The following is a 25,861-nucleotide window of genomic DNA, read 5'->3' on the forward strand; positions in this document are numbered from 1 at the left end:
AGAGGTACATGATGACATTAAGAGAGAAACATCAACAAGGAAAGTTCACTATTACAGTTGAATTAGACCCACCGAAAAGTAGTTCTGCGGAAAAAGTCTTTGAACAAGCGGCTCGTTTGAAAGGGAAGGTTGATGCTATCAACATCGCTGATAGCCCTATGTCAAAAATGCGCATGAGCCCAATTTCCTTGTCCTACTTGTTACAACACAACAAAGAGATCGAAACGATTTTCCACCTTACTTGCCGCGATCGTAACATCATCGGTTTGCAATCCGAGTTGCTTGGCGCTGCAGCGTTGGGCGTGCACAACATTTTAACCCTTACTGGGGACAAACCAGACAATGGGGACCATCCATTTGCACAATCCGTATTCGAAGTAGATTGCATGGGCTTGCTCAACATTGCTAAAACATTAAATGCAGGTAAAGACCTTGCAGGCAACGACTTAGATGCACCTACAAGCTTCTACATTGGTGCTACTGGTAATCCTGGTGCTCCAGATTTAGAAATTGAACGCCAAAAATTGGCTGCCAAAATCCAAAATGGCGCGCACTTTGTTCAAACACAACCGATTTACGATTTAGAACAAGCAAAACGTTACATCGATACAATGTCTGAATTCGATGTACCTATTATGCTTGGCTTGATTCCACTTAAAAGCTTCAAAATGGCTACATACCTACACGAAAAAGTGCCTGGGATCAACCTTACTCAAGAAATCCTAGACCGCGTAGAAAAAGGCGGTAAAGAAGCGGGTACAGAAATCGCTATCGAAACATTAGAGCAAATCAAAAAAATCGCTGCAGGCGTACATATTATGCCTTTAAACGATATCGATACAACATTACATATCATTGACCACGTATAAGTCATTATAAGATTAACATAGAACACCTTTCCCACGGCCTCCATAGTGAGCTAAGTCGACCTTAGGGAAATCATAACCACCCGTAGAACGGGTGGTTTGCTCTGACCCTATAAGGGTCTTTCTCTAGTGGTGGCCCTCTAAAGAGGGCATTGAATGATCTGACAACCACTCTATTACCACTGGCTGCCCCCTACTCGGGGGCTTTTATTTTGCCTATTTTACTGGCTCACCCGTAAACGGGTCGGTGTATTCTTTAAAGTTTAATGTATCTTGCGCTATATCCTCTTGTAGTTGATTGCGAATATACTCTTTTATCGCTCCTTCATATCGTCCTACCGTATCCACATAATATCCTCTACACCAGAAATGTCTATTTCCATACTTATATTTTAAATTTGCGTGTTTATCGAATATCATGAGGCTACTTTTGCTTTTTAAATATCCCATAAAACTCGATACGCTTAAATGTGGTGGTATCGTTACTAGCATATGAATATGATCCGGACAGCATTCCGCTTCTATAATCTCTACATTTTTCCTCTTACATAAATCTCGTAAGATTTTACCTACATCAGCTTTTATCCGACCATAAATTATTTGTCTTCTATACTTTGGAGCAAAAACAATATGATATTTACATCTCCATTTACTATGTGATAAGCTTTTTACGTCATTCATTGACATTGAACCTCCTATGTTGAAATGTTGTGGTTGCCAGACCAACTTCATTCTATCACTAGGAGGTTCTTTCCTTTTCTCTAAGAATTTTTTACCGACCCCCAGTTTAACTGGGGGTTTAGTCATGCCTATTCGGCGTACAAAGAGAAAGAGGATGCAAATCTATGATTTGCATCCTCTTGTTATTTATATAGGACAGTATTTGTTTATATTGTGCTAACAAGCAACTATATTCCCCTTTAAAGATTACACTAGCGGTTTGTCTTTAATATCTTTTGGTTTGCGTGGGTATTGCTTAGGTGTTTTACCTGTTTTCTTGATGTACAGGATAGCTCGTTTATCATCTAAGGTTGGCAGCGTAACGGTTCGTACTTCTTCAAGCTTAGCTTTTAGTGTACTGAGCGCTTTATAGGATTCTCCCACTTCTTCTTCATAGATAGCGCCTTTTAAAGCCACCACGTAGCCATCTTCTTTTACGTAGGGCACAGTCCATTCCAAGAGAATAGGTAAACGTGCCACTGCACGGCTCGTAGCAATATCGAAGCTTTCACGGTAATCTTGATGACTAAGATCCTCGGCACGGCCATGTAAGGTAGTGCAATTCGTCAAATTTAGCTCATCCATAATAGATTCTAGGAAGGTAAGACGTTTTTTCAAAGAGTCAAAGAGCGTAACCTTAAGGCTACGGTCATAGATTGCCAACGGAATACCAGGGAAACCAGCGCCAGTGCCAATATCAATAATAGACATGCCGGATTTAATGATATTTGAGTCATAGCAGGAGAGGGAGTCGATCATATGCTTTACTACAACCTCTTTCATATCTGTGATACCCGTAAGGTTGAGGTATTTATTTGTTTCAATCATGCGCGCGTAATACACATAAAAGTCTTTTGCTTGTTCTTCCGTACAGGGCAGACCAAATTTGGTCATTTGCTCCATCATGTATGAAACAAATTCAGACTCAGGTGCAATAGGCACATCGTATTTTTCTTTCATAAGTACTCCTAATCAATTATCAGATATTTATATGATAGTGAAAGTAATCGACATATAGTTAGAAAATCTAATGTCATATGGTACATCATATAAACAAATCTAGGTAATTAACAATATATATGTTATAAGAATAGTATTTCTTATTTCAAACCCTATAAAACTCAAAATTTTAAGCTATACGGCATTTTTAATCTATTTTATATAAGTTAATATATGAAAACTAATAAAATGACCATTTAAGCGAAATATTTAAGTATTGTTTCTTTATATTATAGCATATTCTCAACTTATTCTCATTTAGAAACCAAAATATATGACCTGTGTAACACAAAATAGAGTAGGGGAGAGATGTTACACCTACATTATCATTTAAAATAAATAATTGAGAAATCGCTCTATCTTTTTGACTTATCTTTTGTGTATTTTGTCCTATTTCAATGTGTATCTAAATTTCACTGTTTATTTCTAATTTATCACCATGAATGTTTTCTTCATACATAGGTTAAATTGTCTATTCTGAATGTACACTCGGTGTACTTCTCTAGTGTACATATTTTATAGATAGAACAATAAAGGTTTTATAAATATTCATACAAATATACACAAAAATTCCATTATAATATGTATACAAAATTATACCTTGTTAAAATATATATCAAGGTATATACTTTTATTAACAAGGAGGTGATATGTATGACCACAGCAAAGCTATTCGAAAATGGCCGCAGCCAGGCTGTACGATTACCAAAAGAATTTCGGTTTAATGGTGATGAAGTAATCATCAACAAAATTGGAAATGTAGTTTTACTTATGCCAAAAGATGATGAGTGGGCAGGATTTGTAGCTGGTTTATCATTATTTACAGATGATTTTATGTGTAACGGACGGGAAGATATCGATCATCAGGAGCGTGAAGCCTTATGAAGTATATGTTAGATACAAATATATGTATTTATGCCATTAAGCAAGAGCCAGAAGTTGTACTACAAAAAATTTTAAAGCATCATCCTTCAGATATATGTATATCATCAATTACATATGCTGAGTTAATGCATGGTGTAGAAAAAAGTCAATCTAAAGATAAAAATAGATTAGCCTTAACACTTTTATTATCACCTATCCAAATTGTTGATTTTGACAGCCACGCTGCTGAGGAATATGGAAAAATAAAAGCGGATTTACAATCACAAGGGAAAGTTATTGGTCCTATGGATCTACTTATTGCAAGCCACGCAAAATCAAAGGGTCTTACCATTGTTACTAATAATACAAAAGAGTTTGAAAGAGTAACCCAATTAGAAGTTGAAGATTGGTCTAAACCATTAAGCTAATTAAAACTATAAATATTTACTAAAAAAGCTAGCTAATCACACATTAGCTAGCTTTTTTATATACAATCACATATTTTATTTGCTTCGGTTATATTGTTCCAATTGAATTAGTAGAACAGATACATCCGCTGGGGATACGCCAGAGATACGGCTTGCTTGGCCGATGGAGTGAGGGCGAATTTTATTGAGCTTTTGTTGTGCTTCAAGGGAAATGCCCTTAATTTCTGTATAATCCCATTCTTTTGGAAGAATTTTTTCTTCTAGTTTGCGAACCTTATCGACTTGGTCCATTTGCTTTTTGATGTAACCTTCGTAAGTAATGGAGATATCAACAGCTTCTTCAACGTCAGGTGTATAGCGTTTCAAACCAAATGCTTCGGCTACGACAGCATAAGAAAGTTCGTTACGTTTTACTAGATCGTAGGCGTGGATGCCCGTTCTAATAGGGGCTGTACCTAAACTTTCAAGCAAGGCTTGCGTTTCTTTAGATGGATTTACAGGTGTGTTTCGTAAAAGCTCCATCGCTTCTTCGATATTAGCTTTTTTTGCAGTAAACTTAGCCCAACGATCGTCTTTTACAAGACCGATTTCACGGCCTTTTTCAGTAAGGCGCATGTCTGCATTATCTTGACGAAGCAATAGGCGATATTCGCTACGGCTTGTCATCATGCGGTACGGTTCGTTTGTACCTTTTGTTACGAGATCATCGATGAGAACACCGATGTACGCTTCGGAGCGAGCGAGGATGAAAGGTTCTTTGCCTTCAATCCACAAGGCTGCGTTGATACCAGCCATAAGGCCTTGAGCCGCTGCTTCTTCATAACCAGATGTACCATTCGCTTGACCAGCAGAGTAAAGGCCTTCAATATGTTTCACTTTAAGCGCTGGCGTCAATTGCGTTGGGTTCAAGCAATCGTATTCGATAGCGTATGCAGGACGCATGATTTCAACATTTTCAAGACCAGGAATGGTACGAAGGAACGCATATTGTACATCCATAGGAAGGGACGTACTCATGCCTTGTACATACATTTCGTTTGTACCAGTACCTTCTGGTTCTACAAATAATTGATGACGTTCTTTGTCGGCAAAGCGCACTACTTTATCTTCGATAGAAGGGCAGTAACGAGGGCCTACGCCTTCGATTTTACCGCTGTACATTGGAGCGCGGTGAATATTGCTATGAATAATTTCATGAGTTTTCTCATTAGTATACGTCAACCAACATACGTCTTCGTTACGGTTGATCCACTCGTCCATATAGGAGAAGGAGTGATGGTGAGCATCGCCTGCTTGTTCCACCATGTTTTCAAAGTTAAGGGTGCGTTTATCTACACGGGCTGGCGTACCAGTCTTGAAGCGCATCAACTCAATGCCATTGTCGAGCAAAGATTGAGAGAAATGTTCTGCTACGCGTTGACCATTTGGGCCACCTACGTAGTCGATATCGCCAATGAGGATTTTACCTTTCAAGTAGGTACCTGTACAAAGAACAACAGCCTTAGCGCCATAGAATTCGCCAAGTTCTGTAACAATACCTGTTACCTTACCATCCTCAACCTTAAGCTCTGTTACCATGATTTGCTTAACATTGAGATTCTCTGTATTTTCAATGGTTTGTTTCATCAAATGTTGGTATTTGATTTTATCAGATTGGCAGCGCAAGGAATGCACGGCAGGACCTTTACCCATGTTGAGCATACGCATTTGAATAGCCGTAGCATCTGCGTTAATACCCATTTGACCGCCTAAAGCGTCAAGTTCATAAACAAGATGGCTTTTACCAGGACCACCCACGGCGGGGTTACACGGCATAAGCGCAATATTATCTAAACTGATGGTCGCCATCAACGTGCGATGACCCATGCGGGCAGCGGCAAGAGCCGCCTCACAACCAGCATGACCACCACCGATGACGATGACATCATAATTATCTACTGTGTACATATGAATTTCCTTATATATTACTTATATTGAAAGCTTATTTTATTTAAATTACTAGGCCGTAGGCCGAGTTACCCCTATTCTCCATAGAATGGCAATGAGGGCTTTCAAAAAACGACTTTGGCCCTGCGTAGGCCGTAGGCCGAAGTCAGACCTGGCCAGTGGAGACTTTTTGGAAGTACTCATTGTCATCATCACTTACCTAAACAGAAGCGACTGAATAGTTCGTCGATCATAGATTCACGGATGGTATCGCCCGTGATGTCGCCTAGTAGTTCCCAGGCGCTGCGCAGGTCGGTAGCTACAAAGTCTACTGGCATGCCCATATCGATGGAGGAGAGGGCTTCTTCGACTTGTGCCTTTGCTTGTTCCACAAGGCTGATGTGACGCACGTTACTGATCATGGCGCTGTTATCTTGTTTCACGCGACCGCCATAGACTAGTTCTTGTACCCATTTGGAGAGAACTGCAGAGCCTTCGCCTTCTTTAGCGCTGATGCGTTCGATAGCCGTAAAGGTTCCGTGTTCTTTAATATTTTCGTCTGTAACAACTTGTGCCACATCGGACTTATTGAGGAGTACGATGGTATTCAAACCGCTAACAGAGGTCAAAATTTCGATTTCTTCAGGGGTTAATGGAGTAGACCCGTCGATAACGCAGAGTACGATATCCGCTTTATTAATATAATCGCGAGCCCGTTCCACACCGAGGGCTTCTACCGTATCTTGTGTGTCTCGAATACCTGCCGTATCAATGAGGCGCAGAGAGATGCCTTCTACGGTCATATATTCTTCAATACTATCCCGCGTCGTCCCCGGAATATCCGTTACAATGGCGCGGTTTTCGCGCAAGAGAGCGTTCATAAGGCTCGATTTACCTGCATTTGGACGGCCTACAATAACCGTCGTAATACCGTCGCGAATGAGGCGTCCCGTATTCGCTGTGGATAAGAGTTCATCCATAGCTTTCAAAATAGGCTCTAGTTGCTCACGAACCTCTTGGCTCGTTACGTCCTCAATATCCTCCTCAGGATAATCGATGGTTACCTCTAAATGAGCAATCATAGCGATGAGCTGTTCACGCACATCTTTTACAAAGGACGAAACTGTGCCATCCAGCTGCGATACAGCGAGAGAGAGGGAGTCCTCCGTTTTCGCTTCAATAATATCAATGATCGCCTCCGCTTGGGTGAGGTCGATACGTCCATTCATAAAGGCACGCTTCGTAAATTCGCCGGCCTCTGCCATGCGCACATCGTGATTTACGAGCAATTTCAAGATTTGTCGAACCGGCACAATACCGCCGTGACATTGAATTTCCACCACATCCTCTGCCGTGTAAGAATGAGGGCCTTTCATTAATAACACAAGAACCTCGTCGATGGTCTTGTTCGTTGCTGGATCCACAATGGTTCCGTATTGAATCGTTCTATTTTGGCGGTCCATCAAAGGAACTGTGCCAGCGCTCTTGAACAGGCTATTTACAATAGGAAAACTATCCTTGCCGCTAACACGAATAATACCAACCCCGCCGATGCCGGGCGGCGTCGCAATGGCCGCTATTGTATCATCTATATACATAAAAATCTCCGTATTTCGATAATCTATTATGCATTTCATAAGACATATGAAATCAAGATTCATCGTTTTGATTTACTGCTTACAATATATGTTTTGGATATATCCAATATTCATGTCTTCGCCTGTGAAAGTTAAACTAAACTAATCTTACCCGCGCGAAGATTAACTTAGGTTAGCTTTCACCATAACCTAAAGAATAAAGGGGGCAGCCCCCAAATAACCGAAAAACCCAGTTACTCGAAAGCTGCACCACTATATTATTTTTTGTACGTAATCACAACGTGACGGAACGGTTCGTCCCCTTCGCTGTTCGTTACAATATGTTTGTCCCCTTGAAGGGCAGTGTGAATGATTTTACGTTCAAAAGCATTCATCGGTTCTAGGGAAACCTTTTGACGGTTGCGTTTTACCTTAGAAGCCAAGCGTTTCGCGAGGTTCACCAATGTTTCTTCTCGGCGAGAACGATAATTTTCCACATCTACAACGATGTGGCAGTGGCCGGATACATCCTTGTGAGCCACGAGATTAGTTAAGTATTGGATAGCATCCAATGTTTGACCATGTTTGCCGATCAAAATACCTAGCTCTTCGCCGTGTACTTGGAATGTAATTTTATCTTTCGTCATCATTTTTTCGATAACTACTTTGAGGCCCATTTGAGTAAACATATCATCGAGGAATTGTTTACCTTTTTCAGCAATTTCTTGTTGATCTTCTTTTGAAAGTTCCTTTTTAGAAGGTTTTTCTTCTACTTCGTCATCAAAAGTTTCCACAGCTGCTGTTTCTTGTACTTCTGTTTCAGTCGTTGCAACCGGCTTGGAAGCAACAGCTACAGATTGTTCTTCTGCTTCAGCTACTTCTTCCACAGTAGCAGTTTTTGCCATAGATGTGAAGAATAAGCGCACAACTGCTGGTTTACGACCAATGCCCAAGAAGCCATTAGAAGGTTGTTCTAAAACTTTAGTTTCAACCAATTCTTGGCCATCTTCAGCCAATTGAGCTACACCTTTGGCAATGGCATCTTCAATGGTTTTAGCAGATACATCGATAAATTCCATAGTGTCTCCTATTTTTTAGCTTCTAAGCCTTTGTAAATGAAATGTTGTTGCACAAATTGGAACACATTGGATACGATCCAGTAAATAACTAAGCCAGAAGGGAAGTTAAGGGAGATGTAACCAATGAATAGAGGCATAAAGATTGTCATAATCTTTTGTTGTTGCGCAGCAGCACCAGTTGCACCGCTACCAGTTTGTTTGGACATAATCCAAGTGGACGCCGCACTCAATACTGGCAAAATGTACATTGGATCTGGTTCGCCAAGGCTAGGAAGCCATAAGAATTGTACATAGTTTTGATCGTATGGATAGCCTTGTAAAGCGTAGAAGATAGCAATCAAGAATGGCATTTGAACCAATAAAGGCAAGCAGCCAGCTAGTGGATTAACGCCCATTTCTTTGTACAATGCACCCATTTCCGCTTGCAATCTTGCAGGATCGTTTTTGTATTTATTCTGCAATTCTTGCATGCGAGGCTGTAACTCTTGCATAGCCTTCATGGATTTAATTTGTTTAACAGTAAGTGGTGCTAAAATCGCTTTAATAAAGATTGTTAAAAGGATAATAGCTACACCGTAGCTTGGATAACCTACCATTTGAGTGAATTGGAACGCGTAAGTTACCAAAGAACTCATTAAATCAACGATAGGTTGGAATACACTACTTAAAAATTCCATTGTTTCTCCTTTTTCATACAGTCCGAAATCGTCCTTTGCGCATCTATATATCGTTATGGTATGGTCTAAATTTCATCCATACAGATGCTCAGGTATTTCCAAATCTGTGCTAAATGGTAATGGTGAAAGTTGCTTTCACACAACACATAACCAGCCTAAGCCCAAGTGGGTTAGGGAACTGGATCGTAGCCACCCTTATGGAAAGGATGACAGCGAAGAATGCGTTTTAAACCCATCCAGCTACCTTTCAAAGGACCATATTTTTCGATGGCCTGCAGAGTATATGTGGAACATGTCGGATAATAACGGCAACATCCAGGTTTTAAGGGAGATATGGCAAGCTGATAGAACCTAATTAAAAGTCGTAAAAGCATTGTTATACAGCGTTTCATAGAAATCTCCATATACACAAAAAGGACCAAAGCCTCTAACTTGTGGTCCTATTTATCATTTTGTACCAATAATTTGCTTTTTCGCAAGAGATACAAAATCTCCTTTTCCGCTTTTTCGTAGGTAGCGTTTTTCAGAGGGCCACGTCCAACAATTACGATATGATATCCTTCGCGAATGGAATGTTGATTAAGGCGATATACCTCTTTCATAAGGCGTCTAGCTCGGTTGCGCTCCACTGCACAACCAACCTTTTTGCCTGTTACAAAACCAATGCGCATAGATTGCTTCGCCACGGGCATACGATACAGTACACACATACGGCCTACTTCGTATTTACCGTGCTTATACACAAGGCGATATTCATTATTGTGCGTCAGTCGTCTTGCTTTATCGAGGCAAAAATTCATATGCATTGTCCTTAAGTCCTAAGAATAGAAAAACTTGGCAGCAGCGCCAAGTTTTTTCTCCTGCCTAACAGCTATTATATTATGCAGATAAGCGTTTTCTGCCTTTTGCACGTCTTCTTTTTAAAACGAGACGGCCACCGATAGTTTTCATGCGTTCACGGAAACCATGGGTACGTTTTCTCCAAAGAGTATTTGGTTGGTAAGTACGTTTCATTAGTAAAACACCTCCTCGTCATTTTGTATTGTTTTACTTATACCATAACAGGGTAATTATAGAGTTAAAACGTAAATTTGTCAATATTTTAGGGCTATTCTGAAAGACTTTTATATGGATTTTACTTAAATCCGATAGAACTTAAAACTGATACTACTTTTATAGGGGGAGGAATAGATGTGGTTTTCTCCCTCCATACGACACGTAAGTCGGTCAAAAATCCACATCTATTCCTGCTCCCAACACATTCTAATAACTACTATAACACCTACCACCAGTATAAAAAGTAGTATCAGTTTTATAGCAAATCAATAAAAGTCTTTCAGAATGCGGATCTAAGATTTAACAAATCTTACCTTTTAACCTCTTGAAGGGAAAGAGAGAAATTGATGTTACGTTTCCAAAAGAGGGCTCCTTCATCGCTCCATACGACGCGTAAAGTCGCTCAAAAGGACCCTATATTCCCTCCCTAAGTAAATCCTAATGTCACCTTACACACCACTACACGATGTAAACGTAACATCAATTTACAACAACACAAGAACTCACATTCTAATCTTTTTATATAAGACAAATTTACCTTTTGATCTCTAGTTAGAAAGAGGGGAGGAATAGATGTGTTTTTATCCCTTCACACGTTTCGGTCAAAAATCCACATCTATTCCTGCTCCTAACACTCCCTTTTAGAAAAATCACTAGTTTGTCATTTTTATTGATCATATAGTTTTGATTATCTGAAGGTTGATGCTGTTATGTTCATCAATTACTTTTTCATCTATGTGTATTGTAATCATAAAAATTATCTTATAGGAGGAGGGGACTGAAAACTACTTTTTGAGTGACTTACGCGTCGTATGGAGCGATAAAAGTAGTTTTCAGTCCTCCCCCAAAAGTAATTGATGAACAAAAGATGAGGTAATTACTGAGTTATTAACATTTCTCCTTCAGATAATCAAAAGTTATCCACAGAATAAATGACAAACTAGTGATTTTTTGGTACAATCATAACTGAAATTAGGAAAAAGTATATATTTTTATAAGTTTTTGTTGGATAATTTTTAAAGTTATCCACATTTTTTCTCTTTTGACCTGTGTAATCTATAAAGTCAGTTATTATCTGGTTGGAAGAGAATTTTATTTTCACTTATTCACAGGTTGTGCACAGGTTATTCACAGGAATAATATGGTTTTCCACAGCTTTTACAATAGTTATACACATTATTCCTAAAGTTATACACATTTATCGTAATAGTTATACACAAGAGGCACGTCATGCAATCATTTGATTTGAATAATATATGGGAACATATATTGCAAGAGGCGAAAAAGAACATGCAACATTTGCCTGACGCATTGTACTTGCGCGTTACGTCATCGTTGATTCCCATGTCTCTCGACAGTCATTCGATCCATATTGGGGTCATGCAAACATTTGTTAAAAACTTAATCGATCAGCAGCCGCAGATTAGCAAGGCTTTACAGGATGCTATTACTACGGTTATCGGTTCTCATCGAGATATGGTGTTATTCGATTTCAATCAAGAGAGTATAGATACTACCTTTGTTGATGAAAGTCTCATCGATGATGCTCCTGTAGTGGCTCCACCGATGCCATTACCGCCTGTGGTAGAGGAAAAAGCTCAACAAGATGAGTTCTACACACCGGTGTATCAGGAGCCTGTCTACATCGATCGCGCACCAGCGCCTGTGAATATTCCAGATGAGCCAATGGTAGCGCCTAGTAAAACAGTTGAAACTACAACACCTACATTACAGTCTGATAATGTACCTGTAGATTTGTCCTTATCTAACCTCAATCCAGCGTACCGTTTTGATAATTATGTAACAGGCAACGCCAACCGCATTCCATTTGGAGCTGCTCAAAATGTAGCTGAATTCCCAGGTGGCGACTATAATCCGCTCTTTATCTATGGTCCATCAGGTCTAGGTAAAACGCATTTGATGCATGCCATCGGCAATGCCATCAAGGAAAATCATCCACACATGAAGGTTATGTCCATTACGAGCGAAAACTTTATGAACATCTTCGTCGAAACATTGCAACGTAACCAAGGTAAATTGTTCCGTAACACATTCCGCAATATCGATGTACTCATGATCGACGATATTCAGTTCCTTGAAAGTCGTGAAAGTACGAAAACTGAACTATTTAATACGTTCAATGAGTTATTAAATAACAACAAGCAAATCGTCCTCACCTCTGATACGATGCCAAACGATATGGAGCAATTCGAAGACCGTCTCCGTTCTCGTTTCCAAGCTGGCTACATTGCCACCATGGAAAATCCAGATTTAGAAACGCGCATTGCCATCTTTAGATCTTTGCTAGAACGAGAATATAAAAAGAACCGTGTTATCCGCATCGATAACGACTCCATCAACTACGTAGCGTTACAATTTAGCGAAAATGTCCGCGTGTTGCAAGGTGCTTTCACCAAATTAATCGGCACCGCATCCATCGATCAACGTCTTGAATCTATCGACCTAGAATATACAAAACAAGCCTTGGCTGGCCTCGTTCACACAGAAGAGGTGAACATGGTTAATATTGAAAGCATCCAGAATTTTGTAAGTTCTTATTTCAATATTAAAAAGCAAGACTTGCTCGGCAAGAAGAGAAAGGCTCAATTCGCATTCCCACGGCAAATCGCCATGTATTTATGCCGCGACATGATCAACGAAAGTTATCCGCAAATCGCAGCTGCTTTCTCTCGTGACCATACAACAATTCTCCATGCGTACGATAAAATCACGAAGGAAATTGAAAAAAACGAAGAAACAAAACGCATAGTAGGAGAAATTAAACAGAAATTAACAACCTGTGGATAACTCTGTGGATATATTGTGCGTAACTTTGTGGATATCCAAAAACTCGCACTTACCTGTGAGTATGTGGATAAGTGGTTACAAACTATCAACATAGTTATACACAACCCAAAAATCACACAGCTAGTGGCCCCAATTCACTTTTACACATATGAACAGGCCCCTACTATTACTACTACTAAAACTAACAAACAATCAAAAAACCAGTAGAAACAGATCTATCGCAGAATATCTATAGAGCATCTACGGTAGCAAACATAGAATATTACAAACAAACATACAAATCATAAAGGAGTTATAAATGCATATTACATTCCCAAAAGCAAATCTCCAAAAAGCAATCAACGTATTGCAAAAGGTATCTCAAAATAAAACAAGTTCCAATTTACCAGGCGCTATCTACATGACTACAAAAAATGGCCAAGTAGAATTACAAGGTAACGATTTTGAACTCGGCATTCGTTTAACCATCGACGGCGACATTAAAGAACCTGGTACCTTAGTAGTTGGTTCCCGTTATTTCCAAGAATTAATCCGCAAATTACCTGGCGATACTATCGAACTTTATAAACCAGAGGACGGTAATTCTTTAACAATCACATCTGGTTCTTCCGAATTCAACCTTGTAACATTACATCCAGATGATTTCTCATTGGTTGAACAAATTCACGACCAAGATCATGTAAACATCGATAGCTTTGCTATGAAAGAACTCATCGATTTAACAAACTACGCAGCTGCAACAGACGAAGATCGTCCTGTATTTACTGGTGCTCTTCTTGAAATCAAAGAAAATGAAGTCACTATGGTTGCTACTGATACACATCGTATGGCTGTTAAGAAAATTACTATTGATGAACCAGCAACTACACCAATGCGCGCCATCATTCCTACAAAAACGTTGGCTGAAGTATCTCGTTTGTTACCAACAGATAATCCAGCGATGATCAACATCATTTGGAATCGCACACAAATCGTGTTTAACTTTGAATCGATTTACATCATTTCTCGCTTGATCGAAGGCACGTACCCAGAATATGAAAAGGTAATTCCTTCCCAATTCGACTCTAGCGCTGTTATCGATCGCCGCGAATTCGCTGGTGCTGTTGACCGCGTATCCTTATTGGCTAAAGACATCAGCTATAACGTAATTCGTTATGATTGGGCTGAAAGTAATGTAACATTGTCTACTCAAAATACTGAAATAGGTATGGCAAAAGAAGACGTAGCTGTTGAATTTAAAGGAACACCTTTCACTATCTCCTTCAATGGCCGCTACATCTCTGACATCTTGCGTCATAGCACAGGCGACAACATCCACTTGTTCTTAAAACAAAACGGTCCTGTTGTCATTCGTCAAGACAATAATCCGAACTATACATACGTAGTAACACCAGTTCGTACGAACGCATAAAGTAGGGCAGTAGTCAATGGAGGAGCTTGCGACGACAGTGACACTGCATCACTTTGTTCCGAACGTAAAATTTTCTAGGCTACAACGTAGCCTAAAGAAAATTCACAGTGAGGAACTGTACTCTGGTACTAAATAATTAATAATATTAAATGTCAAAATCTATTATTTGTTTATTGATAAAAATATCACTATATCGTATATTCCATTGAATTAATATACATATTTTTATTAGGTAATGATGATTAAAAGTCATCGTTACCTAATTCCCATATAGTTATAAATTGTCCACTATAGGAGGACGTTATGAAAGAGCAACAGCAGGTACCCATTCATACGGAGTACATCCAAATTGATCAGTTGTTGAAGTTAGAAGGCATCATTGAAACGGGTGGTCAAATTAAATCCTTTATCGATGAAGGCATTCTTACTTTAAATGGTCAAGTTGTGACAGAAAAGCGCAAGAAGTGTCGCGTTGGGGACGTGATTTCTTGCGAAGGTCTCGATGTAGATCTCGTAATTACTCAAGAGGAGGCATAATCGGTGAGAATTGACTCACTGCAATTATTCCAGTTTCGTAATTACAAGGATGTAATGATTCAGTTTAATCCGGAGATTATCGTTTTGCACGGTACCAATGGGGCTGGTAAGACGAATATCCTCGAGTCCATCTATGTAGGTACCATTGGTAAAAGCCATCGGACAAACGATACATCGGATATGCTCATGTTCAATGCTGATGAAGCAGGTATTGTTGTTAAGTTCGAGAAAAAGGATACACCTCAAAAGGTAAATATTAAGTTATTTCGCCAAGGTCCTAAGGATATTCGCTTAAACGATACGAAAATATCGCAAAAAGAACTGATTGGTACATTAAATACAGTTATCTTCTGTCCTGAAGATTTACAGCTCATCAAAGGAACGCCGTCAGGACGTAGACGCTTTCTCGATATGGAAATCTCTCAGACTAGCGCTACCTACTATCATCAGTTGATGCAGTATAATCGGCTATTACAGCAACGAAATGCAGTCCTTAAGGAATATAGAGGAAAGCAAAACATTCCTCTTGAAGAATGGGATTTGCAATTAGCCGATATGGCGAGCTTTATCGTCAAGAAACGGTTAGAGAGCTTGAAGAAAATTAACCTTCTTATCGATTTGATGAATCGTAAATTGACGGGTGGCCTTGAGAATTTAACCATCGGTTATGAACAGCCTTACATAGATAATGGATCCTTAGAATATACAAAGGAAGGCTTTTACGAGCGCATTAAAGCAGCGTTGCCACAGGATCGTCATCGGATGACCACCAGCGTAGGTCCTCACCGCGATGATTTACGATTCTTTTCCGATGCGATGGATTTAAAGAAATTTGGATCCCAAGGACAGCAACGAACGGCTGTATTGTCCTTAAAGTTGAGCGAGCTTGAGTTTATCAAGTCCGAGGTTGGGGAATATCCAGTTCTGCTACTAGATGATGTATTGAGCGAACTTGATGAGTCGAGACGAGCGAATTTATTGCAGTTTATTCATAAACGCATTCAAACATTTATTACTACTACAGATATTCACGATTTTAAAGATTTGAAATCCGTACAATTTATTTCTTGTGAAGGGGGTAAGGTTCAGTATGGACAGCCTTGATCTTTGTTTACCAAAGGCCTTAGCAGAACTGAATTTACTGGAACAATATAAATTAAATACCCTTGTTCACAAGTGGAGTCATGTAGTGGGCGATGTCATTGCAGACCATACGAAAATTGTGTCTATCAAGCCTCCAGATATGGTGATTAGCGCAGATAATTCCATGTGGATGCAGGAACTACAGATGCAAAAACGGCGTATTATCGAGGCGATTAACAAGTATTACCGCCAAGAGGTCATCACCGATATTCGCTTTATTATGAAACGTCAGAGCTATGTGAAAGCAGAGAACAATACGTCTATATCTCTTCCTGACAAAATAGGGGAATCTAAAAAGATTAATTTTGCAGATATCGTGCTTTCAAAAGAAGACGTAGACGCCATCGATAAATCCTTGGAACAAACAGACAATGAAGAATTAAAGGCGGCTTTCAGAAAAGTACAAATTACGGCTCGAAAGCGGGAAATCTATTTAGAGCAGCATGGCTATCATCGTTGTGGTCGATGTGGCATGCACATGGAATCTAAAAAAGAAATCTGTCCGACTTGCGAATACGAATTGCATCGCGCTCATATTAAGGACATTAAGGCAGTTATTAGAAAGTATCCGTACTTTAAATATAGCGACTGTCAGCAATTTATACAGTGTACCTTCCCAGACTTTGCAGAAGCTATGCGGGAATCTATATACTTTTACTTAGATAAAATTTATAAAGGGTCCATCAATCGTCGTCACATGTATATGGTGGCTATGCTCATCACTCATAAGAAGCCTGATGAGTTGACGGATCAGCACGTTATTAATTTGTGCAACAAATATCGATCAAAGTTCCTTGCTGAAGAGGAACAGCTAAAAATTGATTCATTAAATGGGACATTAGAAAAGTAGAGGAGGCATTCCTATGTACGTTCATATTGGGGATACCGTTTCCGTACCGATTGAATCCATCATTACTATGGTGCACGCCAAGGGCGGAAAATCCCATAAAAGTCCTATTCATCACTATGAAAGCTTAGAGTATATCGCCATGGTGCCAGAGGAGCAAATCAAGACCTATGTGGTCACTGATGATTGCATTTATGGATCTGGTATTAGTATTAAGACTTTAATGAGGCGAATTGATGAATTTTATAGTATAATAAAGAGATAAAGTTTAATCCTGTACATGTGTTGTCATACAAATTCTAGTATGTACAGTGAGATAGATTGTTAGGAGGAGTTTGTTTCATGCCTGAACAAAATTATGGCGCTCAGAATATTCAGGTTCTTGAGGGTCTCGACGCGGTGCGTAAACGCCCGGGTATGTACATCGGTAGTACATCTACTCGCGGTTTGCATCACCTCGTATACGAAGTTGTAGATAACTCTGTAGACGAAGCGCTTGCAGGTTACGCTACACATATCGAAGTATCCATCAATCCAGATAACAGCATTACTGTTGTCGATGATGGCCGTGGTATCCCAACAGGGATGCATGAATCCGGTATGTCTGCGGTAGAGTTAGTATTAACTAAATTGCATGCAGGTGGTAAATTTGGCGGTGGCGGCTACAAGGTATCTGGTGGTCTTCACGGCGTAGGTATTTCCGTAGTAAATGCGTTGAGTGAATGGACTAAGGTTCAAGTATCTCAAAACGGTATCATTCAAGAGATTTCCTTTGCTCGTGGTCACAAGACTTCTGAGTTGCACGAAATCGGTAAAGCGGAAGGTACTGGTACTACAGTTATCTTCAAGCCAGATGCTGAGATCTTTGAAACTACCGTATTCAGCTTTGATACATTGAAAATGCGTTTACAAGAATTGGCATTCCTTAACAAAGGACTTCGCATTACATTGAGCGATTTGCGCCAAGAGGAACCTCGTGTTGAAAGCTTCCACTATGAAGGTGGTTTGAGTTCTTTCATCACATTCTTGAACGAAAATAAAGAAGTTGTTAATCCAACTGTTATCAACATCGAAAATACAAAAGATGATGTAGTAGTAGATGTAGCTTTGCAATATAACGATAGTTACAGCGAAAACTTGTTGTCTTTCGTAAATAACATCAACACTATTGACGGTGGTACACATCTTTCTGGCTTCCGTGCTGCTTTGACTCGTACCCTCAATGATTATGGCCGTAAAGCTGGCTTGATCAAGGAAAATGAGTCCAACCTTTCCGGTGAAGACGTACGTGAAGGTTTGACAGCTGTTGTATCTGTAAAAGTATTGGAACCTCAATTTGAAGGTCAAACAAAAACTAAACTTGGCAATAGCGAAGTTAAAGGTATTACAGATGTTATCGTATCTGATGGTCTTAAAACATTCTTTGAAGAACATCCGCAAGATGCGAAGAAAATCATCGAAAAAGCGACAATGGCTAGCCGTGCTCGTGAGGCAGCTCGTAAAGCCCGCGACTTAACTCGTCGTAAAAATGCTTTGGAAATTTCCAGTCTTCCTGGTAAATTGGCAGACTGCTCCGAAAAAGATACATCTATGACTGAAATTTATCTAGTCGAAGGTGATTCTGCGGGCGGTTCTGCAAAACAAGGTCGCGACCGTCGTTACCAAGCGATTTTGCCGTTGCGCGGTAAAATCCTTAACGTAGAAAAAGCGCGTCTTGATAAGATTTTGGCGAATAACGAAATTCGATCCATGATTACCGCTTTCGGTACTGGCATTGGGGAAGAATTCGATATTACTAAATCCCGTTATAACAAGATCATCATTATGACTGATGCGGACGTTGACGGCGCTCATATCCGTACCTTGTTATTAACATTCTTCTACCGCTATATGAAACCATTGGTGGAAGAAGGCCATATTTACATTGCTCAACCACCTTTGTACCAAATCAAGAAGGGCAAGTCCCAATGGTATGTATATTCTGATGCAGAATTAGCTGCTAAACTTGATGAAGTAGGCCGTGAAGGCATCGCAATTCAACGTTACAAAGGTTTAGGTGAAATGAACCCTGAACAATTATGGGAAACTACTATGAACCCTGAAAATCGTACGATTTTACAAGTTAGCTTAGAAGATTCCATCGAAGCTGATAAAATCTTTACCGTTCTCATGGGTGATAAGGTAGAACCTCGTCGTAAATTTATTGAAGATAACGCAAAATACGTGCGTAATCTAGATTTGTAAGAGGTGCACCATGGCTGATAATCAAAATAATAACGTAGAGTTTACGTCTAACAAAGATCAACATCTAAAACGTACCCTGAAAGCGCGTCATATGAACATGATCGCTCTTGGCGGTGCTATCGGTACTGGCTTATTCGTTGCCGGTGGTGAAGTAGTAAGTACTGCAGGCCCTGGTGGTGCTCTTGTAGCTTACGGCCTCATTGGCCTCATGGTTTACTTCCTCATGACTTCTCTTGGGGAAATGGCTACTTACTTGCCGATTCCTGGTTCCTTCGGGACTTATGCAAAACGCTATGTAGACCCTGCCTTTGGTTTTGCCTTAGGTTGGAACTATTGGTTTAACTGGGCTATTACCTTGGCTGCTGAAGTATTAGCAGGGGCGCTCATCATGAAATATTGGTTCCCTGATGTGCCTGCCATCGTATGGTCTGCTCTGTTCTTGCTCATTCTATTCGGCTTGAACTATTTATCGACTCGTTCCTTTGGTGAAAGTGAATATGTGTTCTCTAGCATCAAGGTTATTACTGTATTCGTATTCCTATTCTGTGGATCCATGCTCATCTTTGGCATTGGTGACACATCTCCAGGCTTTACGAACTGGACAATAGGGGAAGCGCCATTCGTAGGTGGCTGGGAATCCATCCTCGCTATCTTCATGGTAGCTGGTTTCTCCTTCCAAGGTACTGAGCTTATTGGCGTAGCAGCTGGTGAAGCAGAAGACCCTGAAAAGAACGTGCCAAAAGCGATTAACTCTATCTTCTGGCGTATTCTATTGTTCTATATTGGTGCTTTCACAGTTATCGGTTTCTTAATTCCGTACACTGATCCAAATCTTTTGAATGCTAGTGTGGAAAACGTTTCTATTTCTCCATTTACACTCGTATTTGACCGCTTTGGTTTTGCCTTTGCTGCTAACTTCATCAATGCTATCATCTTAACGGCAGTACTCAGTGCTGGTAACTCTGGTCTATATTCTTCTACGCGTATGCTATATGCACTTGCTAAAGAAGGACAAGCACCTCAAATCTTTGCTAAGCTTAATAGCCGTGGCGTTCCAGTGCCAGCGTTAATTTTAACTACAGCAATTGGTTTATTTGCATTCCTTACAAGCTTCATCGGCGAAGGTACTGCCTATACTTGGATTGTTAATATCTCCGGTCTTTGCGGCTTCATCGCATGGGTTGGTATCGCTGTTTCTCACTATCGCTTCCGTCGTGCTTTCATTGCACAAGGCAGAGATCTTAGCGAATTGCCTTACAAAGCATGGTTATTCCCAGTAGGTCCAATCTTGGCGTTCATTCTTTGCGTCATCATCATCGCTGGTCAAAACTACTCCGCTTTCACAGGCGAAACAATCGACTGGTACGGCGTATCCGTTGCGTACATTGGCTTGCCAATCTTCTTCGCAGTTTACCTAGGTTACAAATACATCAACAAAACTAAAGTTGTGCCGTTGAAAGAAGTTAACCTAGACCGCGACTTTGATAGATAATGAGGAGAGAATTATGATTATTACAACAACGTTTCATATTGAAAACAAACCTGTACAAGAGTATAAAGGTATCGTATTTGGTGAAGTAGTAGAAGGTCGTAACTTCGTTAAAGACTTCATGTCTGGTATTCGAGATATCGTTGGTGGACGTAGTGGCAGCTATGAAGATTCTTTGATGAGTGCCCGCCAAGCAGCTCTCGATGAAATGTCTCAACGCGCTTCTAAATTGGGTGCTAATGCTATTATTGGTGTATCCTTCCAATATAGTACTGTAGGTGCACAAAATGGCATGCTTATGATTACATGCAATGGTACAGCTGTAGTAGTTTAATAGATAGTAGACTACGTTAGATATAACTGTTAATATAATCTTAAGGGAAATAAGTAAGTTGCAATGTATTCTTGTGACTAAAAAACAGCAGGCTTTAGTCCTGCTGTTTTTTTATATGTTATGTATAAAAGAAATCCCCTAATCAATGTATAAGCGATATAGCTTTTACAAAGATTAGGGGATTTTTACTAAGGAAATAAAGTTCCTAGTACATATTAGATTTTACAAATGTAGGTATATTTGTAATTATTTAATCTTGTACCAGCTTGCGTACATGACTGGTAGTACGATAAGTGTTAGCACCGTTGCCACTAGTAGGCCGCCACTGAAGGCGATAGCTAGTGGGCTCCAGAATACAGATCCCATGAGAGGAATCATGCCTAAAATCGCTGCGAGAGCGGTGAGCATGATAGGGCGGAAACGAAGTGTAGCGGAGTTGATAATCGCTTCACGAGGTTTTTGGCCTTCTGCCTTGTGGATTTCGATTTGGTCTAACAAGATAATGGAGTTACGAATAATCATACCCGATAGGGCGATGATACCTAGTATGGCCATAAAGCCTAACGGCGTTCTCGTAATATTCAGTGCTAATACGACACCGATGAGGCCTAGTGGGGCTGTGAGTAAAGCCATTATCATGAGGGCGATACGCTTCAATTGGAACATGAGGATTGTCATGATCACAAAGAGCATAATCGGCATTGGTTTTAATAATCTTTGTACTGCTGTTACGCTCTTTTCAGCAGCACCGTCTAGCTCAATCGTATAGCCTGTAGGCAAGGAATCGCGAATGTCTTGTAAGGATTTATAGACCTCTTTCGTTTTCGCATTGCCTAAGACGCCAGGTTTTACATTAGCATACACACTGATGGTAGGCATCATGTTACGGTGCCAAATAATACCATCCTCTTGCGTCATGGTAATAGTTGCTATTTGGTTAAGTGGTACGTAGGAACCGTTGCCTGTTTGAATCGGTAAGGACGAAAGGGCACTTAAATTGTGCTGTTCGTTGCCGCCTAAACGGAAGGTAACAGGTATAGTTTGATTGCCTTCGTAATATTCACCAGATTTTGTACCAGATAATAGACTTTGTAAGTGCAAGGATACAGCGTAGCTATCGATACCTAGTAGGCGTGCCTTGTTCGGATCGATGTGAATATTGGCTACTGGTTCCGTATCTGGCCAGTCAAAGGAGATATTTTTTAAATCCTTATCGTCTTGCATTTTGTCTTTTACTTGGTTTGCAATGTCTTTTACCACCTTTTGATCAGGACCTGCTACGCGGAGCATAACAGGATACTTAGATGGAGGCCCGATTTGTACAAACTGAGCATTTACAAGAGCTGATGGGAATTCTGTATTTAAGTAAGACGTTAACTCATTATATAGGTTATCTCGGTCCTCTAAGGATTTTGTAACGATTATATATTGTAAGAAATTGTTTCGTTGCAATTCAGGTTCCAAGGTGAGGACAAAACGAGGTGAACCTTGTCCAATATTGGATGAGAACGTTGCAATGCGTTCGTCCCCTTGCAAATGTTCATCGATGATCTTTGCTTGGTTAGCGGTGTACTCAATGGATGAGCTTTGAGGGAACTGCATGGACACGATAATTTCATTACGCGTTGATGAAGGGAAGAATTCCTGTTTGATCAATGGTAGTGAAAGTAGAGATAGTACGAATATGATTAAAGTAGCTAGTAATACTGCTTTGTGGTGACCTAGTGCCCAATGTAAAAGCTTTTCAAACTTTTCATAGAAGGTCACGCTTAGCTTGTGCATGATATGGTCTCGTTTAGTCCATTCTGATTCAGGTTTTGGTTCTTTATTTTCGATGATTTTATAACCGAGAACAGGGCTGACGAGAACAGAAGCAAACCATGATAGGATGAGAGCCATAAATACAACGATGGATAGAGATTTTGTAAATTCTGCTACCATCCCTTCTGCTAGTGCTAGTGGCAAGAAGCCTGCACAGGTAATAAGCGTACCAGATAGCATAGGGAACGCCGTCGATTGGTAAGCAAAGGTGGCCGCTTTAAAGTGTCCCCAACCTTCTTCGAGTTTAACGCTCATCATTTCTACAACGATAATGGCGTCGTCTACGAGAAGGCCCAGTGCTAAGATGAGGGCACCTAGGCTAACCTTGTGTAAGTAAATACCGTTTTCATACATCAAGATGAACGTCGTAGACACAACGACTGGAATGGTGAGGGCTACTACGACACCTGTTCGCAAGCCAAGGGATGCAAAGCTTACGAGCAATACGATGGCGATGGCTTCAAATAAGGATTGAGAGAAATCGCCAATGGATTCTTTAACAATGTGAGGCTGATTCGATACTTGACTGAGTTCGAGGCCTGCAGGAATGGTTTTCTTTAATTCTCCTAGTTTTTTATCGATAGCTTCGCCGAATTCGATATTATTGCCCCCTGCATCCATAGAGATGGCAATGCCAATAGCTGGCTTACCTTCAAAGTAGAACTGTGGATTGCTAGGATCTTGATAGGTCATAGTTACATCAGCCATGTCGCCGAGTCGCAACGTTTGATTATTGATGCGAATTGGCATATCTTGTACCGCTTGAGGGCTATCGAATAGGCCATTAACACGGAGATATACATTGTTTGTATCTGTCGTAATCATACCAGCTGGAACCATCATACTTTGCTGTTTGATAGCCGTTAATAGCTGTTGCGTGCTGACTTGATAAGATGCTAGCTTATCCTTGTTGATCGTTACATTGAGGGTTTGTTCTTGTACCCCAATGAGGCTGATTTTTTTTACATTAGGAACTGATAAAAGCTGACGTTTCAAGTCTTCTGCTTGTTGCCGCTTTTCTTCGTACGAATATTCATCACCACTGATGGCGTAAATGATGCCGTATACATCGTCGAATCGATCGTTGATGGTAGGGCCTTGAACGCCTTGCGGCAGTGATTTCCATTCGTCGTTAATCATATTCCGCGCTTCTTCCCAAGCGGGACGAATTTTATCAGATGGTAAATCTTCTTTCAGATTAATATAAATTACCGATTTGCTGCCATCTGTGAAAGATTTCGTATAATCTACGCCAGGTAGATCGCGCAGTTTTTCTTCTAGTTTGTCCGTTACCTGGTCCGACATTTCTTGCGGGGAAGCCCCTGGCCAAGCAACGCCGACAACCATGGTGCGCATTGTAAAGTCTGGGTCCTCCATACGTCCCATTTGGGAGTACGAGAAGATACCAAAGGTGAGGAGCACAGCCATGAAGTAGTAGATAATGGACTTGTGTTTGAGAGCCCATTCGGCTAAGTTAAACTGTTTCATTGACTAACCGCCGTCCCTTCTTGTAACTGTTGGGTACCTGCGGTGATGACAATGTCGCCTTTAGCTAAGCCAGATGTGACGATAACTGAGTTTTGACCAAAATCGCCTGTTTTGATAGATACGAGATGAGCCTTTTTATCGCGGATGATATAGACTGCATTATTGCCGTTCGAGTCTTTCACAAGAGCCGTCAACGGAATGGTGATATTGCTAGTATCTGTTGTAGTTAGATTTACGTTAATAGTCATACCTAGTTGTACTTCACTAGGTGCATTTTGTAAGGAAATTTTTACGGTATACGTTCTCGCCACAGGATCTGGAATTGGTGAAATTTCACGTACAACGCCTTGGACCTTTACATCTGGCAACGCCCAGAAGGTAATAGTGGCAGGGCTTCCTACGTGAATTTTACTCAATTCTTGTTCCGGTAAAGCGATGACTGCTTCTGGATCGTGACCAGCCGCTAAGGTACCAATGCTTTGACCTGCTGCGACCACTTGGCCTGATTCAAGATTGAGAGCTGTAATAATACCCGTATCTGGAGCGGTTAAGCTAGTATAGCTATTTTGATTGCTACTCAAATTGAGGCTTGCTTGGGCCTGTTGTAGTTGAGCAGCTGTCGCATTTAATTGGTTTTCCGCTTGGTCTAATTGCAATTTACTAATCGCTTGTTGCGCATAGAGTTCGCGGTATCTATTAGCATTGGTTTCTGCTAATTCGTAAGCCGATTGAGCTGCTTTTACGGCGCCTTCTGCATTTTGCATTTGTGCTGCCGTATCAGAACCGTTGATTTGAGCAATCACTTGTCCTGCTTCCACTACATCACCAACATTAACAAATTTGTTGATAACGCGGCCTCCAATTTGAAAGGCTAGTTTAGTTTCCGTCTTATTGTGGATGGTGCCTGCATAACCAGCACTGGTAGTGCCTGATTCTTCACCGATAGTGATGGTGCGCACCTTGAGGCTTGTATCCTCAGGTGGCTTTTCTGATCCACAACCACTTATGACGGCAGTCCCTATTAATAGGGCCCCTATGGTTGCTATGACTCTTGGATTCATAGAATCTCTCCTTTTACTACCACACATAAGCCCTATGAAAGCTGCAACATATTCGTTACATAAACATCATAGGACTTTTATTGTTAGCATATTTCTAAATACATACACAAGATAAGGATATAGAAATACTATTCTACTTATATATTTTATACAATTTAATAATACTATATTTAAATATATAATTCTACCCTTTATGCGGAATATAAAAGAATTATATACTTATTTGACATATTTATTAGTATATTTTGAATATATGCCTTTTTATTTTAAAATCATAGGTTGTTAGGTTGTTAGGTTGTTAGGTTGTTAGGTTGTTAGTAATAAAAAAGTGAGTCCTCTTTAGAGAACTCACTCTTTTACACATATTTATAAGCTTATATATACTGTTTTTTATCTTCTTAACCTAAATTATTAAGGCTTAATTATCTTTAAATACCCTTAATTATTAAGGTTTAATCGTTAATAATAGTAAGCTAGTAGATGTTA

At 40.1% G+C, this 25,861-nt stretch carries 23 protein-coding genes; 12 read left to right on the forward strand and 11 right to left on the reverse strand.

Translation table 11 applies throughout. The features are described 5' to 3' along the window. Window positions 1–11: 11 nt before the first annotated feature. A complete protein-coding gene (locus VRHSUH09_RS07470) occupies window positions 12–869 on the forward strand; it encodes a methylenetetrahydrofolate reductase (protein ID WP_105081809.1) in 858 nt (285 codons plus the stop codon). 213 nt (window positions 870–1,082) lie between these two features. On the opposite strand, the gene tnpA is transcribed toward VRHSUH09_RS07470, so the two are convergent. Together tnpA and rsmG are read right to left on the reverse strand one after the other, a co-directional pair. Further along, window positions 1,083–1,547: an IS200/IS605 family transposase gene (gene tnpA / locus VRHSUH09_RS07475; protein WP_038125930.1), complete on the reverse strand. Its 465-nt coding sequence runs from the start codon at window positions 1,545–1,547 to the stop codon at window positions 1,083–1,085. Window positions 1,548–1,793: 246 nt separating this feature from the next. After that, window positions 1,794–2,546: a 16S rRNA (guanine(527)-N(7))-methyltransferase RsmG gene (gene rsmG / locus VRHSUH09_RS07480; protein ID WP_054747907.1), complete on the reverse strand. Its 753-nt coding sequence runs from the start codon at window positions 2,544–2,546 to the stop codon at window positions 1,794–1,796. A gap of 693 nt (window positions 2,547–3,239) precedes the next feature. Between rsmG and vapB the strand changes: the two genes are divergently transcribed. Together vapB and vapC are read left to right on the forward strand one after the other, a co-directional pair. Continuing rightward, window positions 3,240–3,470 carry a type II toxin-antitoxin system antitoxin VapB gene (gene vapB / locus VRHSUH09_RS07485; protein ID WP_005384838.1) on the forward strand — a complete coding sequence of 77 codons (231 nt, stop codon included), beginning with the start codon at window positions 3,240–3,242 and terminating at the stop codon, window positions 3,468–3,470. Next, complete coding sequence (gene vapC, locus VRHSUH09_RS07490; RefSeq protein WP_009351515.1) at window positions 3,467–3,877, forward strand: type II toxin-antitoxin system tRNA(fMet)-specific endonuclease VapC; 411 nt, start codon at window positions 3,467–3,469, stop codon at window positions 3,875–3,877. Before vapB ends, vapC begins: the two co-directional genes overlap by 4 nt. Before the next feature lie 75 nt (window positions 3,878–3,952). Here vapC and mnmG read toward each other — a convergent pair whose 3' ends face one another. The 7 genes from mnmG to rpmH form a co-directional block, all read right to left on the reverse strand. Beyond that, complete coding sequence (gene mnmG / locus VRHSUH09_RS07495; protein WP_105081810.1) at window positions 3,953–5,824, reverse strand: tRNA uridine-5-carboxymethylaminomethyl(34) synthesis enzyme MnmG; 1,872 nt, start codon at window positions 5,822–5,824, stop codon at window positions 3,953–3,955. 191 nt (window positions 5,825–6,015) lie between these two features. Continuing rightward, window positions 6,016–7,401 carry a tRNA uridine-5-carboxymethylaminomethyl(34) synthesis GTPase MnmE gene (gene mnmE, locus VRHSUH09_RS07500; RefSeq protein WP_105081811.1) on the reverse strand — a complete coding sequence of 462 codons (1,386 nt, stop codon included), beginning with the start codon at window positions 7,399–7,401 and terminating at the stop codon, window positions 6,016–6,018. A 257-nt stretch (window positions 7,402–7,658) separates the two neighbouring features. Next, window positions 7,659–8,459, reverse strand: a complete 801-nt coding sequence (gene jag / locus VRHSUH09_RS07505; protein WP_105081812.1) for an RNA-binding cell elongation regulator Jag/EloR — start codon at window positions 8,457–8,459, stop codon at window positions 7,659–7,661. Between the two features lie 8 nt (window positions 8,460–8,467). Beyond that, window positions 8,468–9,136 carry a YidC/Oxa1 family membrane protein insertase gene (locus VRHSUH09_RS07510; protein ID WP_105081813.1) on the reverse strand — a complete coding sequence of 223 codons (669 nt, stop codon included), beginning with the start codon at window positions 9,134–9,136 and terminating at the stop codon, window positions 8,468–8,470. Between the two features lie 170 nt (window positions 9,137–9,306). Further along, entirely contained in the window at window positions 9,307–9,528 is a 222-nt protein-coding gene (yidD, locus tag VRHSUH09_RS07515; RefSeq protein WP_012865047.1) for a membrane protein insertion efficiency factor YidD, read from the reverse strand. A gap of 48 nt (window positions 9,529–9,576) precedes the next feature. Beyond that, on the reverse strand, window positions 9,577–9,936 hold the full coding sequence (gene rnpA / locus VRHSUH09_RS07520; RefSeq protein ID WP_043005915.1) for a ribonuclease P protein component: 360 nt from the start codon (window positions 9,934–9,936) through the stop codon (window positions 9,577–9,579). A 79-nt stretch (window positions 9,937–10,015) separates the two neighbouring features. Beyond that, window positions 10,016–10,150 carry a 50S ribosomal protein L34 gene (gene rpmH / locus VRHSUH09_RS07525; RefSeq protein ID WP_004692946.1) on the reverse strand — a complete coding sequence of 45 codons (135 nt, stop codon included), beginning with the start codon at window positions 10,148–10,150 and terminating at the stop codon, window positions 10,016–10,018. A gap of 1,272 nt (window positions 10,151–11,422) precedes the next feature. On the opposite strand from rpmH, the gene dnaA reads away from it, so the two are divergent. The 9 genes from dnaA (at window position 11,423) to VRHSUH09_RS07570 (ending at window position 21,005) form a co-directional block, all read left to right on the forward strand. After that, complete coding sequence (dnaA, locus tag VRHSUH09_RS07530; protein WP_105081814.1) at window positions 11,423–13,000, forward strand: chromosomal replication initiator protein DnaA; 1,578 nt, start codon at window positions 11,423–11,425, stop codon at window positions 12,998–13,000. A gap of 298 nt (window positions 13,001–13,298) precedes the next feature. Beyond that, window positions 13,299–14,411: a DNA polymerase III subunit beta gene (dnaN, locus tag VRHSUH09_RS07535; RefSeq protein ID WP_054747902.1), complete on the forward strand. Its 1,113-nt coding sequence runs from the start codon at window positions 13,299–13,301 to the stop codon at window positions 14,409–14,411. Window positions 14,412–14,714: 303 nt separating this feature from the next. Then, window positions 14,715–14,948 (forward strand): RNA-binding S4 domain-containing protein, encoded by a 234-nt coding sequence (locus VRHSUH09_RS07540; RefSeq protein WP_004692943.1) that lies wholly within the window; start codon window positions 14,715–14,717, stop codon window positions 14,946–14,948. A gap of 3 nt (window positions 14,949–14,951) precedes the next feature. Next, entirely contained in the window at window positions 14,952–16,052 is a 1,101-nt protein-coding gene (gene recF / locus VRHSUH09_RS07545; protein ID WP_105081815.1) for a DNA replication/repair protein RecF, read from the forward strand. Next, window positions 16,039–16,941: a DciA family protein gene (locus VRHSUH09_RS07550; protein ID WP_105081816.1), complete on the forward strand. Its 903-nt coding sequence runs from the start codon at window positions 16,039–16,041 to the stop codon at window positions 16,939–16,941. Before recF ends, VRHSUH09_RS07550 begins: the two co-directional genes overlap by 14 nt. Window positions 16,942–16,954: 13 nt before the next feature. Further along, a complete protein-coding gene (locus tag VRHSUH09_RS07555) occupies window positions 16,955–17,203 on the forward strand; it encodes a DUF370 domain-containing protein (protein WP_009351583.1) in 249 nt (82 codons plus the stop codon). A gap of 77 nt (window positions 17,204–17,280) precedes the next feature. Then, on the forward strand, window positions 17,281–19,182 hold the full coding sequence (gyrB, locus tag VRHSUH09_RS07560; protein ID WP_105081817.1) for a DNA topoisomerase (ATP-hydrolyzing) subunit B: 1,902 nt from the start codon (window positions 17,281–17,283) through the stop codon (window positions 19,180–19,182). 10 nt (window positions 19,183–19,192) lie between these two features. Then, window positions 19,193–20,674: an amino acid permease gene (locus tag VRHSUH09_RS07565; protein WP_105081818.1), complete on the forward strand. Its 1,482-nt coding sequence runs from the start codon at window positions 19,193–19,195 to the stop codon at window positions 20,672–20,674. Between the two features lie 13 nt (window positions 20,675–20,687). Beyond that, window positions 20,688–21,005 carry a YbjQ family protein gene (locus tag VRHSUH09_RS07570; RefSeq protein WP_009351557.1) on the forward strand — a complete coding sequence of 106 codons (318 nt, stop codon included), beginning with the start codon at window positions 20,688–20,690 and terminating at the stop codon, window positions 21,003–21,005. A 246-nt stretch (window positions 21,006–21,251) separates the two neighbouring features. Here the strand turns inward: VRHSUH09_RS07570 and VRHSUH09_RS07575 are convergent, their stop codons facing one another. Then, window positions 21,252–24,314: an efflux RND transporter permease subunit gene (locus tag VRHSUH09_RS07575; RefSeq protein ID WP_105081819.1), complete on the reverse strand. Its 3,063-nt coding sequence runs from the start codon at window positions 24,312–24,314 to the stop codon at window positions 21,252–21,254. Continuing rightward, complete coding sequence (locus VRHSUH09_RS07580) at window positions 24,311–25,375, reverse strand: efflux RND transporter periplasmic adaptor subunit (protein WP_105081820.1); 1,065 nt, start codon at window positions 25,373–25,375, stop codon at window positions 24,311–24,313. Before VRHSUH09_RS07580 ends, VRHSUH09_RS07575 begins: the two co-directional genes overlap by 4 nt. Window positions 25,376–25,861 lie beyond the last annotated feature (486 nt).

It is taken from the genome of Veillonella rogosae JCM 15642 (assembly GCF_002959775.1).
GTDB lineage: Bacteria > Bacillota > Negativicutes > Veillonellales > Veillonellaceae > Veillonella > Veillonella rogosae.